Source organism: Actinomadura opuntiae (assembly GCF_030283205.1).
Lineage (GTDB): Bacteria > Actinomycetota > Actinomycetes > Streptosporangiales > Streptosporangiaceae > Spirillospora.
Genome location: NZ_JASNWF010000015.1, coordinates 122,295 through 135,937 on the forward strand (window position 1 = coordinate 122,295; position 13,643 = coordinate 135,937).

The 13,643-nt window shown below is 69.0% G+C and carries 17 protein-coding genes; 8 read left to right on the forward strand and 9 right to left on the reverse strand.

Going from position 1 to position 13,643, the window contains the following annotated elements; genetic code table 11:
• Window positions 1-11: 11 nt before the first annotated feature.
• Window positions 12-1,361, forward strand: coding sequence for an FAD-binding oxidoreductase (locus QP089_RS30270; protein ID WP_285916083.1), 1,350 nt, complete (start codon window positions 12-14; stop codon window positions 1,359-1,361).
• Window positions 1,362-1,661: 300 nt separating this feature from the next.
• Window positions 1,662-2,636, forward strand: a complete 975-nt coding sequence (locus QP089_RS30275) for an L-threonylcarbamoyladenylate synthase (RefSeq protein WP_285916084.1) — start codon at window positions 1,662-1,664, stop codon at window positions 2,634-2,636.
• Window positions 2,637-2,737: 101 nt separating this feature from the next.
• Here QP089_RS30275 and QP089_RS48895 read toward each other — a convergent pair whose 3' ends face one another.
• The 5 genes from QP089_RS48895 to QP089_RS30300 all read right to left on the reverse strand — a co-directional run bounded on the left by QP089_RS48895 (window position 2,738) and on the right by QP089_RS30300 (window position 7,328).
• A complete protein-coding gene (locus tag QP089_RS48895) occupies window positions 2,738-3,034 on the reverse strand; it encodes a carbonic anhydrase (protein ID WP_353070639.1) in 297 nt (98 codons plus the stop codon).
• A 268-nt stretch (window positions 3,035-3,302) separates the two neighbouring features.
• Entirely contained in the window at window positions 3,303-4,079 is a 777-nt protein-coding gene (locus QP089_RS30285; RefSeq protein ID WP_285916086.1) for a transposase, read from the reverse strand.
• A gap of 666 nt (window positions 4,080-4,745) precedes the next feature.
• Window positions 4,746-5,057: a hypothetical protein gene (locus QP089_RS30290; protein ID WP_285916088.1), complete on the reverse strand. Its 312-nt coding sequence runs from the start codon at window positions 5,055-5,057 to the stop codon at window positions 4,746-4,748.
• Window positions 5,058-5,336: 279 nt separating this feature from the next.
• Window positions 5,337-6,371 carry a hypothetical protein gene (locus tag QP089_RS30295; protein WP_285916090.1) on the reverse strand — a complete coding sequence of 345 codons (1,035 nt, stop codon included), beginning with the start codon at window positions 6,369-6,371 and terminating at the stop codon, window positions 5,337-5,339.
• 264 nt (window positions 6,372-6,635) lie between these two features.
• On the reverse strand, window positions 6,636-7,328 hold the full coding sequence (locus QP089_RS30300; RefSeq protein ID WP_285916092.1) for a hypothetical protein: 693 nt from the start codon (window positions 7,326-7,328) through the stop codon (window positions 6,636-6,638).
• A 122-nt stretch (window positions 7,329-7,450) separates the two neighbouring features.
• Between QP089_RS30300 and QP089_RS30305 the strand changes: the two genes are divergently transcribed.
• From QP089_RS30305 to QP089_RS30320, 5 genes are all read left to right on the forward strand, one after another.
• Window positions 7,451-8,140: a TetR/AcrR family transcriptional regulator gene (locus QP089_RS30305; RefSeq protein ID WP_285916094.1), complete on the forward strand. Its 690-nt coding sequence runs from the start codon at window positions 7,451-7,453 to the stop codon at window positions 8,138-8,140.
• A gap of 66 nt (window positions 8,141-8,206) precedes the next feature.
• The gene (locus QP089_RS30310; protein WP_285916096.1) at window positions 8,207-9,607 is read left to right on the forward strand and encodes an IS256 family transposase; all 1,401 of its coding nucleotides are present in this window, start codon (window positions 8,207-8,209) and stop codon (window positions 9,605-9,607) included.
• Window positions 9,608-9,803: 196 nt separating this feature from the next.
• Window positions 9,804-10,037, forward strand: coding sequence for a helix-turn-helix domain-containing protein (locus QP089_RS48900; RefSeq protein ID WP_353070640.1), 234 nt, complete (start codon window positions 9,804-9,806; stop codon window positions 10,035-10,037).
• Window positions 9,929-10,201: a helix-turn-helix domain-containing protein gene (locus QP089_RS30315; RefSeq protein ID WP_285916097.1), complete on the forward strand. Its 273-nt coding sequence runs from the start codon at window positions 9,929-9,931 to the stop codon at window positions 10,199-10,201. The genes QP089_RS48900 and QP089_RS30315 overlap by 109 nt, the downstream gene beginning before the upstream one ends.
• A gap of 43 nt (window positions 10,202-10,244) precedes the next feature.
• Window positions 10,245-10,394, forward strand: a complete 150-nt coding sequence (locus QP089_RS30320; protein WP_285916099.1) for a hypothetical protein — start codon at window positions 10,245-10,247, stop codon at window positions 10,392-10,394.
• A 133-nt stretch (window positions 10,395-10,527) separates the two neighbouring features.
• Here the strand turns inward: QP089_RS30320 and QP089_RS30325 are convergent, their stop codons facing one another.
• Together QP089_RS30325 and QP089_RS30330 are read right to left on the reverse strand one after the other, a co-directional pair.
• Entirely contained in the window at window positions 10,528-11,547 is a 1,020-nt protein-coding gene (locus tag QP089_RS30325; RefSeq protein ID WP_353070641.1) for an SDR family oxidoreductase, read from the reverse strand.
• Window positions 11,490-11,840 carry a hypothetical protein gene (locus QP089_RS30330; protein WP_285916101.1) on the reverse strand — a complete coding sequence of 117 codons (351 nt, stop codon included), beginning with the start codon at window positions 11,838-11,840 and terminating at the stop codon, window positions 11,490-11,492. The genes QP089_RS30325 and QP089_RS30330 overlap by 58 nt, the downstream gene beginning before the upstream one ends.
• A gap of 18 nt (window positions 11,841-11,858) precedes the next feature.
• Between QP089_RS30330 and QP089_RS30335 the strand changes: the two genes are divergently transcribed.
• Window positions 11,859-12,029, forward strand: coding sequence for a hypothetical protein (locus QP089_RS30335; RefSeq protein WP_285916104.1), 171 nt, complete (start codon window positions 11,859-11,861; stop codon window positions 12,027-12,029).
• A 244-nt stretch (window positions 12,030-12,273) separates the two neighbouring features.
• Here QP089_RS30335 and QP089_RS30340 read toward each other — a convergent pair whose 3' ends face one another.
• Both QP089_RS30340 and QP089_RS30345 read right to left on the reverse strand, forming a co-directional pair.
• Window positions 12,274-12,915, reverse strand: a complete 642-nt coding sequence (locus QP089_RS30340) for a nuclear transport factor 2 family protein (RefSeq protein WP_285916106.1) — start codon at window positions 12,913-12,915, stop codon at window positions 12,274-12,276.
• 56 nt (window positions 12,916-12,971) lie between these two features.
• A complete protein-coding gene (locus QP089_RS30345) occupies window positions 12,972-13,550 on the reverse strand; it encodes an NADPH-dependent FMN reductase (protein ID WP_285916108.1) in 579 nt (192 codons plus the stop codon).
• Between the last annotated feature and the right edge of the window lie 93 nt (window positions 13,551-13,643).

Here is a 13,643-nt window from a genome sequence, read left to right on the forward strand (position 1 = left end):
ACCGTGCCTGCGTGATCAAGGGATTCAAGGGCCGGCTCCTCACCCCCGGCGACGCGGGCTACGACGACCACCGGCGCATCTGGAACGAGGCCGTCCAAGCCCGTCCCTCCCTGCTCGCCCGATGCGCCGACACCGATGACGTCGCCCTCGCCATCGGTCACGCGCACGACAGGGGCCTGCCGTTGACCGTCCGCGCGGGCGGGCACAACTTCGCCGGCCGCTCGCTCGCCGACGGCGGCGTCGTCATCGACGTCCGCGACCTGAACGGCATCGCGGTCGACCTCGAACGCCGCGTCGCCCACCTGGGCGCCGGCCTTCGCTGGGGCCAGGTCGACCCCGTCCTCCAGGAGCACGGCCTGGCCACCACCGGCGGCTCGGTGTCGAAGGTCGGCGTCGCCGGTTTCTCCCTCGGCACCGGCCTCGGCTGGCTCGGCCGCCTCCACGGGCTCGCCGGCGACAACCTCACCGGGGCGACCATCGTCACCGCCGACGGCGCCGTCCGCAACGTCGGCCAGCACACCGACCCCGACCTCTACTGGGCGCTCCGCGGCGCCGGCACCGGCCTCGGCGTCGTCACCGAACTCCGCATGCGGCTGTTCCCCCTCGTCCGCCCGACCACCGGCATGCTCATCCACCGCATCGACAACGCCAACGACGTCCTCTGGCAGGTCGTCGAAGCCACCGCGGACGCTCCCTCGCATCTCAACTGGGCGGCCGTCCTCACCTGCGCACCCCCCGTCCCCGCCCTGCCCGGCGACGTGCAAGGCCGCCCCGTCTTCCTCGTCCCCGTCTTCTCCACCAGCCCAGACGGAGTCGACGACCCCCACGTCCAGGCCCTACGCCGCATCGGCCGCCCGCTCCTGGACACCATCGCCCCCACCGACTTCTGCACCTTTCAGACCTCCACCGACGACGCCGCCCCCGACGGAACACGTTGGGACGTCCGCTCCGAATGGCTCACCCGCCTGGACGGACCCGCCATCGACCACGCCGCCGCCATGATCGAGGAGGCGTCCTCACCGCTCGGCGAGTTCCTCTTCCGCCCCCTCGGCGGTGCCATCGCCGCCCCGGACGCCCCCGACACCCCCTTCTCCTACCGCCCCGCCGCCTTCATGACCGAGGTCATCGCCAACTGGCCGCACGGCGACGGCGCCGCAGAACGCGCATGGACGGAAAAGGGACTGGCCGGCGTGCTCCACCTGTCCGCCGGGGGCCCCGACGTCAACCACCTCGGCCTCGACGAAGACCCCGCCCGCGCCCGCGCCGCCTACTCCCCCGCGACGCTGAACCGCCTTGCGGCGATCAAGAAGACCTATGATCCCGCCAACGCGTTCACCTCACCGCCGTGGCTCGCCCGCTAGAGACAGATGAGAGCCGAGCCGACCGGCTTGGCAACAGACCAACATGGCCCCCTTTGCCTAGCAAGTCGCCCCCAACGCCCCCAGTCGGTGTCAGGGGCCCTGCCGATGGGACGCGCGTTCGATGGTCTTCGGCTCAGTCGGGTGTCGACCGGCGACACCCTTCTCTGCCTTGACTGCCGGGACAGCTCGACAGGGGCGGCGAGTGGCGGCGACGGCGGCATCGCGTTCACCGAGCGGACGGCGGGTGAGAGCCGCCGTGCTAGGACGGCATGGGAACGGAACGGTGGGAGGATGTCGAGGGTGACGGCGAGCACCAGTGACATCGAGAAGGCGGCCGATGTGCTGCGCACCGGAGGCCTGGTGGCCTTCCCGACCGAGACCGTCTACGGCCTGGGCGCCGACGCCCAGGACCCTGTCGCGGTCACGCGTACCTTCCAAGTCAAGGGACGTCCGCCCTCCCACCCGCTGATCGTCCACATCAGCGGCGCCGAGCGCCTGCCGGAGTGGGTCGCCGACGTCCCCGCAACCGCGCGCTTGCTGGCCGAACACTTCTGGCCGGGGCCGCTGACGCTGGTGCTGCGGCGCGGTCGGGGAGTGCCGCTGGAAGCGACGGGCGGTCTAGAGACCGTGGCCGTGCGCGTACCCGACCACCCGATCGCACTCGCGCTGCTGTCGACCTTCGGCGGCGGCCTCACGGCCCCGTCGGCCAACCGCTTCGGCTCGGTCAGCCCCACCACAGCAGACCACGTCCGCACCGAGCTCGGTGACGGCGTCGATTTCGTGTTGGACGGAGGCCCCTGCCAGGTCGGTGTCGAGTCGACCATCCTCGACGTCACGGGCGATGCCCCGGGCATCCTCCGCCCCGGCGGGGTCACGCGAGAGGACCTCCAAGCAGTGCTGGGGCGCCCGCTCGCCGTTCCGTTGACGAGCCGCGTCCGGGTGCCGGGCCAGCATCCCTCCCACTACGCGCCGCGCGCACGGGTCGTCCTCGTCGACCCCGACAAGGTCATCGCCGAAGCCGAAAGCGCGCAGGAACTGGGGCACCAGGTGGGAGTGTTCCTACCCACCGCCTTCGCCGAGACCCCGGTCAATGCGCACGCCGTGGTGACGATCCCCGACTCGATGACCGCCTACGCGCGCGGACTGTATGGGTTTCTCCGCGAGCTCGACCAGCGAGGCTGCGACCTCATCATCGCCTCCTTGCCGACCGAAAAGGGACTGGGACTGGCGATCGCCAACCGGCTCCGCCGCGCCGCAGGCCCGCGGCCTTCTTAAGGAACAGCCTTCAAGAAACCGGGCCGACCTCTGGCGGAGCCCTGGATCAAGACGCGGAGTCAGCGGCGACTTGGAGCCCGCGTGCCGCGACCACCTGGGTGTTACCGTCGGCCAGGCGGTAACACAGCCCACGACCGCGGCCCGCCGGCGTTGGCCCGTTCGGCGAGCACCCGGGAGCGGTCCAGCAGCGGGTCCTGATGTGCTCGGCCAGGATCTCCTCGGTCTCCACCCTGCCCGCGGCGCGCGCCGCGAGCACGCTGGACGTCACCCGCTCGACGACGTCCCGGATACAACCGCCCGGCGCCATCCCCTCCTCCAGCGCCGCACGCGTCATGGCCCAGGACCACCACCAGCGGGCAGCCCAGCACCTCCACCCCATACTCGATGCCGCCCACCACTCCGGACCCATCACATGACCCGCGGTACGCACAGTCATCGGACCCCGCTCGGCTCCACGATCAGAGCACCACACGCATCGCCGCCGAATGCGGAGAGGCCTGGATCGCCTTGGCAACCATGCTGCTTCCGCCCTTTTGGACTCCTCGGCGACAGGCTTGCTGGCCCTCTATCGCTCCATTCGGGGACGGCGCGGCTAAAGGTTGTCCCGTAATGGTGGAGAAGCGCGGCCAGACGTGCTGCCGGTGATCTGGCGTCCTCCGGGCCGGGTCAGCCGGCTGTCGCCAGGTTGTGCATGAGGGCGATGCCGCGGGTGGCGTGGTGGACGCCGTCGCGTTTGCGGCGGCAGTTGCGCAGGATGTTCCACCACTTCATACGCGCGAAGGCGTGCTCGACGCGGGCGCGCACCCGTTTGTGGACGGTGTTGAGCTCGTGCTGCCAGGCGGGCAGCTCGCTGCCGTCGCGGGGCCGCCGGTAGGGCATGATGACCTGCCGGTTTCCCTGGTAGCCGCCGTCGGCCATCACGTGCGCGCCCCGGCACGCGGTATCGGCACCTGAATCGCGGAAGGCGGTGCAGTCGTTGTGATTGCCCGGCACCGGGCGTCCGACCGCGACCACCAGCCGGGTGTTGGCGTCGATGACGACCTGCATGTTCACCGAGTAGCGGTAGTTCTTGGACGAGGCGGTGACCGTCCGGTCGTGGACGGGAACCAGCGTGCCGTCCACGATCAGCACGGTTTCGGGGCCGTGCCGGCGGGTGACCGGGGCGAGTGCGAGCAGCGGCGCCAGGTGGTCCACGACGCGGTGCGCGGCCGACTTCGACACCCCGAACAGCAACGCGACCTGCCGCAGCGTGAGGTTGGTGCGGTAGTACACCGCGATCAGCAGCACCCGGTCGGCCAGCGGCAGACTCCACCGCCGCCCGGTCCCGGTCTGCTCACCACCCCGACCTGCAACGATCCGCACCAGGCGTCGGAACTGCCGCACTGACAGACCGGTGAACACCGGCACCCACTCGTCCCGATCAGCAGTGATTGCCCGCTCCACACCAAGATCAACGATCTTGATCGCCTGACGTTACGGGACAGCCTTTAAGCCGCCGGGCAGCATGCAGGTGCCGAAGGTCTGCTCGACCGCCCACCGCTTGGGCACCGGGGTGAACCCCCTGTTCTCCGGGCCCGGGCTGCACCGTGATGACGGTGATGCCCAACGCGGCGCCGTGGTCGACAGGCGGCTGTCCCGGAGGGTGCTGCCGGGCCGGCTAGTAGGAGTTCGGGAAGCCGCTTGGTGGAGCGGGGGGCCGGGTGTGGTGTGGGCTGGCCTTGGCTGCGGCGTTGGCGGCGGCCACGGTGGTCTCGCAGAGTCGACGGAACGCAGCGCGTCCAGGCCGACGCACAGCACCGAGATGCCGCTGTCGAGCGCCGCGGCGCAACTGCTGGATGCGGCCGTGCTGCGCATCACGCCGCCATGGCCTGGAGGCGAGCCGACCGGCATAACGCCATGGCGCCACCGGCAGGTGCCGGGCCGCAAGCCGGTGCGGGTGCCGGCGCCTGAACATGCGGCGGACCGGGATCAGGACGGTATCGGCGCAACGTGGCCCGTTGAGGTGATCAGCGCAGGAGCAGGGTGGGACCGTAGGGGCATGTCGACTCGCGCCGACACTTCCAGCAGCGCGGCGCACGCCTTGTCCAGGTCGTCGCTGCTGCGGTTCTCTTACCACCAGGTGAAGGTGATCTTGTGGGCGACCTTGCCGTCCGAGGCGCCCAGAATGTTGGCCTCCGGATGCTTCTCAGCGTGGAAGCCGCTGAGGTAGACCGTCACCGGCGGGTAGTCCTCCGTGCGCGCGCACGACTGCGGTGAACAACCGGGTGCCGCGCGGGTGGGGACGGTCGGCGGGGCCTTGTGCCCTGCCGCCGGGTGGTGCGCGGAGGCGTGGTCGTCGGTGGAGGAGCAGCCGGACAGGGTCGCAGCGATGGTGAGTGCACTGGTGGCGGTACAGGCGGCGATGCGCACAGGCGTCGGCATCGGGCTTCCCTCATCGAGACGGGGGGCGGCTGTCGAAACGCGAGCCCTCACCCTAGCCAGGCGATCACCCGGCCGGGTAGCGGCCAGCGCCGGGTTCCGTGGTTCCCCGGACACTGCCAGTGAGAGAACCCCGCCCCCCGCCCGAGCCAACATGGCAACCCGCAGGCCAATCCATTACCGGCCGAACGACACGATTCTCAGAGGACGAACCAAGCGGTCCGTCCGGCGGTGCGACCAGTCCTCGCGGCCGTTGGTCGCCGGTTTTGCACAACGGGTCGTTTATGACAATGGCCGTTGTGTCGCTCGGTGGTGGGTGCTCTGCTGTGGTGGCGTATCGGGGGTGGAGGAGGCGGTGTGTCTGCCGCGCTGGTCGGCGAGGAGGGTGAGGGCGACTCCGATAGCGGCCCAGGCGGTGAGGACGAGGGCGGGGAGGCCGGCGCCGGTGCTGTCGAAGAAGGCGTTGGCACGCAGGAGGCTGCCGGAGGCTCCCGGGGGAAGGAGTTGGCCGAGGGTGGCCCAGCCGGTGGGGAGCCAGTGGGGTCCGGTGGCCAGGCCCGAGAGGGGGTTGCCCAGGAGCATCATCAGCGCGCCGCCGAGGGCGAAGCCGGCCATGCCGAGGAGGGCCTGGAGTCCCAGGAGGGTGGTGGACATCGCGGCCATGCCGAGGATGACTCCGAGGGCGGTGAGCGCGTAGTTGCCGTCGATCGAGTGGGTCGCGAACTGCAGGACGGCGGCGACGGCGGCGCCCGCGGCGGTGGAGAACAGCAGGGCCCCTGTCAGGCGGGTCCGCAATCCGCGGTGGCCGGGGAAGATGCTGCTGAGGATCAGGGCGGGGAAAATTCCGCCGAAGATCATGGGTAGGAGCGCAGAGGTCAGCCCGGTGCCGTGGGGGTCGTGCTGGGTGAAGGGTGCCAGGTCATGGGTGGAGGCTGTGGTCGCGTGCTGTGCGGCGAGGCTGTCGCCCAGCGCGGTGAGGGCGCTGGTGGCGGAGGGGCCGCCCGCGGTGGCGGTGTAGATATCGACGCCGTGGCCGGTGACCGCGAGTCCACCCGCGACGTCGCGGTGTTTGACTGCGGTTTGGACGGCGTCGGAGGTCTGGTAGAGGCTTAGGTCCCACGCCTTTCCGTCGAGCTTGTCCTGGAGAGCTTCGGTGGTCTGCTGGGGTCCGCTGACGCCGATGGGGATGTGGTGGGGGCCGCTGTTGAGGGAGGGCAGCGCGAAGGCGCACAGCATCGTGGTGATCAGGGCGGCCAGGCCGAGGACGACCAGGGTCAGCTTGCGTGTTGTACCGGGCGGCGTGGAGTGCTTGGACATCGTTTGGGTCTTTCTGTGCTTTGCCGTGCGGGGAGAGGGCGGAGCCCTTCTCTGGCGGGGTGATGGAGAAGGCCGGACGGACTGCGCGGCGCGCCCGTACCCCGTGTACCCCGGTTCCCCGTGCCCCGGTTCCCCGAGGCGCGGTCGGTGTCGCCCTCATGCGGTCGGTAGCGGTGCGGGCGTCGTACGTGCCGGAACCGCCGACCACAGGTCGGGGCATCTGGCCCGCTGTGGCCGAAGCTGCCCGACCTGTGGCCCAGAACCTCAGGCACGGGCAGCGGCGGCGGCGGTGATCCAGTTCCTGAACTCGACGGCGTAGTGCCGCAGGTGGTGGTCCAGGACCTCGTCCGGGCAGGTGACGGGGAAGTAGACGCTCAAGTTCGCCGTGAAGCCGTCAGCGGTGTCACCGAACTGGATCAGAGCCCGCCCGACGACCGTGCCGTCGGCCAGGAACAAGTTCGAGGACATCTTGTGCGGAAACTCCGACTTCGGGAGAAGCTCGTCCGCGTCCGCGGCCCAGGCCACCGCGTTCGATCCCCAGCCGCCCATGTAGAAGGAGCAGACGTGGGGGCCGATGTTCTCCACCACGCGCGCGCCGATGTCATCGGGGCCCATCACGTAGTGCTCGGGGTGCGCCGCGAGGAGCGCGCGCTCGTCGCCGACGAAAGCCCTGTCCATCCAGGCCAGGAACGCACCCGAGGTCAGGCCTGTCGTCGTGAGCACGGTCGTGCCCCCCTTGAAGCGGCCGTCGGAGGTGCGGGCGCACTCGCGCAGGAAGGCGTTGCCTTCCTCAATGTCGGCGGCCAACAACTCGAGCAGGCCCTGGCGTCCCAGCCGCGTCCGCAAGCGGTCCAGGGCACGACGGGCGTAGAACAGCTCGAAGTCGTCGATGCTCCCATCGGCGGGCCCTGACTCCAGTGTCACGGTCACCGGCGGGCGAGTCTGGTTGTCGGTCATGGTCGAACCTCCAGATGATAATATGTGAATGCGAACTCGCGTTCTCATGTTGGAGAGTACCCAGAGGAGTGGACCCGTTGTCAAAAGAACCTGCTGAGACCTCCGCCACTGCGATGCGGGACGTGACTGAGGAGCCGGACCGCCCACTGCGCTACCGGCAACCCCGGCAGGCACGCAGCGCCGCGACACTGGCGCGCGTCCTGCGGGCGGCCGAGGAGATCGCCGCTTCGTCCGGTCTGGAGGAGATGACGATGGCCGGCGTCGCAGAGCGCGCCGGCGTCTCCGTCGGCACGATCTACCGCCGCTTCGAAGACAAGGAGCAGCTGATCACCGCCCTGAGCGAGCGGATGCTGGAACGCCGCGAGGAGTACATGGCCGAGCAACTGCGCACGGCCGAGCCGTCACTGTCGGGTGTCCTGGACGCCTACGCGCACGCCCTGCTGCAGTCCTTCGCCGACAGCAACAGGCTCTTCCCCGAACTGCTACGCACGCGGGGAACCACGTCACTGAACCGCGGAGCCCGCACCATCACCGAAATCCACCGTCTCCTGCTCCAAGCGGCAGCCCCCTACACCGACCAGATCCAGCACCCCTACCCGCAGCAAGCGCTGGACACCGCGGCCCGCGCCGTCCTGGGCGCCTGCTTCCACAACTCGGTGCGCCCCGACCCCGTCACGGGCGAGACAGCCAGGCGCCAGTACGCGGACGAACTCGCGGACATGGCGATTGCCTACCTCCTCACCCCCGACCGCCGCCGCACCGCACACACACGGGGGTATCTCTCCAGGGGTGAAAATGATCTTGGCGGGTAGATGATCGGCAGGAAGATCATCCATCGAATTCGGGGGGATTCGTAGCCATGAGCGTGATCGAGGGAAATGGGAGTGTCGCCCAGACCGGGGGCGGGTGCGGCCGGGTTGGTGCCGGTGCCGGCAGGGAGCCGGGATGTGCCGGTCCGCGAGCTGCTGAGCGATGAGGTGCTGGACCTGCTGGCCGAGCGCTCCCGCGACGAGGCCGGGCAGCTGCGGTTGACCGGTGAGGGGTCGATGCTCGGCGAGCTGGTCAAGGCGGTGCTCGAGCGGGCATTGGAGGCCGAGTTGACCGCGCACCTGGGCTACGGCAAGCACAACGTGGCCGGGAACAACTCGGGCAACTCCCGCAACGGGCGGGGCAAGGGCAAGACGGTGCAGACCGGGGTCGGTCCCGTCCGGCTGTCGGTGCCGCGGGACCGGGCGGGGACGTTCGAGCCGGTGCTGGTGCCCAAGCGGGCCGGGCGCATCGCCGGCGGCCTGGACGACATGATCATCTCGCTGTACGCGCACGGCATGAGCGTGCGCGACATCCTGCACCACCTCAAGCAGGTGTATGGCACCGAGTTGTCGCACGAGCAGGTCTCCCGCATCACCGACCAGGTGATGGACGAGGTCAAGGCATGGCAGACCCGTCCGCTGGACCCCACCTACGCCGTGGTGTTCCTGGATGCGCTCGTGGTCAAGGTCACAGACAACCATGTCGTGCAGAACAAGCCCGCCTACATCGCGGTCGGGATCGACACCGACGGGCACAAGCACGTCCTGGGCATCTGGCTCGCGCGCACCCCGGCCGAGAGCGCCACCGCCGGCGAGAGCTCGCGGTTCTGGACCTCGGTGACCACCGACCTGCGCAACCGCGGCGTCCGCGACATCCTCATCGCCTGCTGCGACGGGCTGAAGGGGTTCGAGGACGCCATCGGCGCCGCGTTCCCCGCCACCGTGGTCCAGACCTGCGTGGTTCACCTCATCCGGAATGCGCTGCGGCCGGTCGCCCGCAAGGACGCCGGGGCGGTAGCCAGGGAACTCAAGAAGATCTACACCGCCGTCGACGCCGACGCGGCGCTGGAGGCTCTGGCCGAGTTCGCCGACACCGACCTCGGCAAGAGGTATCCCCAGGCGGTGAAGGTGTTCGAGAACGCCTGGGACCGGTTCACGCCCTATTTCGCCTTCACCCGCCCGGTCCGCAAGCTGCTCTACACCACCAACGGGATCGAGTCGCTGAACTACCAGCTCCGCAAGGTCACCAAGGCCCGCGGGCACTTCCCCACCGACGACGCCGTGGTCAAGCTCCTGTGGCTGGCCATCGTCAACATCGAGGACAAACGCGCCCGCGAACGCGCCACCAAACGCCACAACGGCGACAAGCACGCCTTCTCACCCGCACGCCTCGTCGAAGGACAACGCGCCGCCGGATGGCGCGAAACACTCAACGAACTCGCCGACGCCTATCCAGGACGCATCAGGTAAACCAGACTTCACCGTCTATCTGCAAGAACTTTCCACACCTGAAGTTACAAGCTCCACACACCTGAGCCGCCCGCACTGCCGGATGGTTCCATCCGCGTCTAACCAGGGTTTATGGGTCGTGGCGGTTGGGTGAGTGGACCGGCCGGTTGCGGGGGCGTTTGCCGGTGGCATGGCCAGATACCACCGGGGCGGCGGGATGACCGGCGTTGGGCGTGCACGTCGGGAGCTTGTCCGGCTGCAGGCGGCACAGTGGTTTGCTGAGGGTCGTGCAAACGCGGAGGTCGCCGCCGAGTTGCGGGTCGGGTTGCGGCAGGTGGAGAAATGGCGGCAGGCCTGGCGTCAGGGCGGGGTTCATGCGCTGCGGTCCAAGGGCCGCACGAGCGGCTGCGTCTGGACCAGGCGCAGTTCGCCAAGTTGGAAGCCGAGCTGAATCGTGGCCCGGCTGCGCACGGCTACGCCGATGACCAGCGGTGGACGCTTGGCCGGATGACCGCGCTCATCAAAGAGCTGTTCGGCATCGACTACACCCTGCCCGGGGTGTCGCTGCTGTTGCGCCGTAACGGCTGGTCGGTGCAGGTTCCCTTATGCCCCTGAACTCAACCCGGCCGAGGCTGTGTGGTCGGCGCTGAAGCGCTCCATGACCAACTTCCTGGCCACCGACCTCGACCACCTCGCGGGCATGATCAAGCACCGGCTCAAGGTGATCCAGCACCACCCCGACGTAATCAACGGCTGTCTGAATCCCACAGGCCTCACCCTGACCACCACACCCACCATCACCAGTTGAACCTGGTTAGAGGGGCTCCCCCGCCGTCCGCGACCGGCTCGGCGACGGCTTGGCGACGTGATAGCCATCACCCGCGGCCCCGATCCGGACTGCTCTCACCTGGAGTGTCGCTGAGGGGCGTGCGGCCGTGGGGTCAGGGCCTGGCGGCGTCCAGTTCGCGCTGGACGTACTCGCGCAGCGTCGTCGGCGCCCGGCCGAGCAGCCAGGTCAGTACGTTGGGGTTGCCCGTGATGCCGTAGCGGCTGTAGTGGCCGAAGAGTCGGTACATGATGTCGTACGGGAACTCGGCCTCGGCCAGTCGCTGGCGCTCGGGGCTCACGAGGTCGTTCAGCGCCTGGACCTCGGCGACGACCGGGCGGCCCGACAACTCGGCGAGGACCTCGGCGATCTCGTGGCCCGTGACGTAGTCGGCACCCGACAGTTCGTAGGTCGCGTAGTGGTGGTGAGGATCGCCGACCACCTGCGCCGCCACCTCGGTGACGTCCTCCAGGTCGACGTGCGCAAGACGGGAGTCGGCCGAGTGCGGCTTGGCGTAGACGCCGGACGCGACGGAGGCGTTGACGTCGATGTTCTGGAGGTAGTGCATCGGCTGCAGGATCGTGAACGGAATCGGGGACTCGATCACGGCGCGCTCCACCGCCAGCTTGGCCTGGTGGTTCAGCAACTGCTCGATCTGCGGGTGCACCACGGAGAACTGCACGAAGTGCTGAACGTCGTGACGGCGCGCCTCCGCGACGACGGCACGGCCGATGTCGGCCTCGCGGTGGTGGAAGAGCGGCCCGATGTGGACGACCGACTCCACGCCCTCCATCGCCTTGCGCAGATCGGACGGTTCCAGGAGGTCGGCCACGACGGTCTCGGCCGCGCCGAGTTCGCGGACCTCGTGGACCGAAGGCGCGATGTCCGCGGCCCGGACCTCTTTAGCCAGGCGCGTCAGGGCGCGGATCACGCTACGGCCGGTGCGGCCACTTGCTGCGGTTACCAGGATCACGAGGGCTCCAGACGCTCGATCGGAGGAATCGATATATTTGATATCACTACCCGTACCCACTGGGAAGCCTCGGTCCCCCACCCTCCGCATGCCCACCGGCAAAGCTAGGCGCCCAGCTCGCACCACACCATCTCGCCGGGAACGCGCTCCGCCACCCCCCATTTGTCCGCCAGCTCCGACACCAGCAGCAGCCCCCGGCCGCCTTCGCCGTACTCCCTTCCGCACACCTGCGGTATGGCCAATACGCCGCCGCTGCCGTGCACCTCCACGCGTACGCCGTTGCCGTCGCCGTCGCCGTCGCCGTACGGCAGCAGGCGGAGGAGGAAGCCCCGGCCGGGGGCCAGCCGTTCGTCGACCTCCAGTAGCCGCTGGTAGGGCAGCGCCGAGTACTCCATGCGCAGCGCCCGGCTCCGGCCCGGCCGCATCGGCGCCGGGGTGCCCGAGCGGGCCAGCACGCCGACAGGACGTCGAGGGTGAGCCATCCGAAGCCGGCCGCCTTCACCCACATGGGGGTGGGCATGCGGGAGACGATGGACATGATGGCCAGGTGGAACACGACACCGGCGTACTCGACCGCGACGGCCCCGGGGGCGACGGCGAAGGAGACCAGCGGGGGCGTGAAGAGCATGGGGGAAGGAGGGTGAGGGTGCGGAACGCGAATTGGCCCGCGATCTGCTGGTGGATTTACGTGAACGCGGCCTGGATGTCACCCGGCCGATCCTGGTGGTGCCGTACGAAGCCGAGGCGGCTGTACCGCGCCGCGACCGACGTGTTCGATCAGCCCGCCATCCACAGGCGTCAAGAGACCGTGCAAGGTGGTCTGGCCAGGTGCCGGGCCGCACGCGCCAGTGGCGACGAGGCGACGTTGGCGGTTCAAGGCGCGCACAGTTAGCCGCCACCGTTGAGCCATTTCCAGACGGCGACGTAGAAGGCGGCCAGTTCCTCGGGGCGGTCATCGCCGAGTTCGTCCTGGCTGGGGGAACGTCCTTCCCGCGCGGTGTTCCAAGCGAGTACCGCGTAGCTGGGCCGGTAGTCGGCGAGTTCTTCGGGGGGAATCTGGATGGTCTGGCCCGGTATCGAGGGGGTGAGCGTGGAGGATTCGTAGACGGCGTCGAGGGACAGCATCTTCCAGATGCCGGCTCGGCGTTCCAGGCGGTAGTTCAGGCGGGTATGGGAGATCAGATCGCCCATCACAGTGTCGACTTCGACCTGGAACCGCATTGCGACGGACACCTCGACGTAGGCTCTGTCGCCTCGCACATGCACGACCGGTGCGAGCAGATGGTGGGTGGCCACAGCTCCCCGTCGGGCCATGGCCTTCGATCCTTCTACGAAGCCGGCCCCGTCGCCGTCGTACCAGCTGAGACGGACCGAGGAGTCCGGCCAATACTGGGCCGCCATCTGGCCCCACCAGCCGCGGTCTCGTCCCTGGCGCTCGGCCAGGACGACCTGGGTGACAACCGCGATGTCGTTACCGCTTCCGGCGAGGGGCGTCTCTCGTGCGCCGACACCCGCGTCCACTGTTTCCATTCGATCCTCCTGTTGGAACAAGTCCTTCGGCCGTTCACCGAGCGTCATGCACGGGTTCAGCGCTTCGCCGGCCGCAGCTTCCCGGTGACTCTGGCCAGCTCGTCAAGCATGAGCATCGCCGCCTGATCGGCGTCGGCGTCGTTGGCGAACTTGTGCTCGGCAGTGAGCTTCTTCATGGCGAAGGGGATGTTGACCGACTCCAAGACCGGCACCATCCGCAGCGTGGTCACCACTTGCTTGAGCTGCTGGACCGCCCTGGTCCCCGCGCCGATGCCGCCGTAGCTGACGAAGCCGACCGCTTTGTCCGCCCATTCGTGGCACAGGTGGTCCAAGGCGTTCTTCATGACGGCGCTGTACCCGTAGTTGTACTCCGGTGTCACCAGCACAAAGGCGTCCGCGCGCTCCACCGTGGCACTCCAGTCGAGGGTGTGCTGATGGACGTACCGCCTGAGCCTGGGGTGGTGCGGCTCGTCCAGGAACGGCAGGTCCACCTCGGCGAGGTCGATCACCTCGACCTCGAACATCGCGTGCTTGTCGGCCATCGCGGCGAACCAAGCGGCGAAGGCGGGCCCGATGCGCTGGGGCCGCGTGCTTCCGATGTGGATCTGCAGGAGGGGACGTGTGGTGGTCGACATGCTGTTCCTTACGGGTTGACGGCGGGGGGAGAATTCACCCGGTGATCTCATTGGCGTTGTCTACTGGCGACGTTGCCGGGCCAGGTCGGTGTC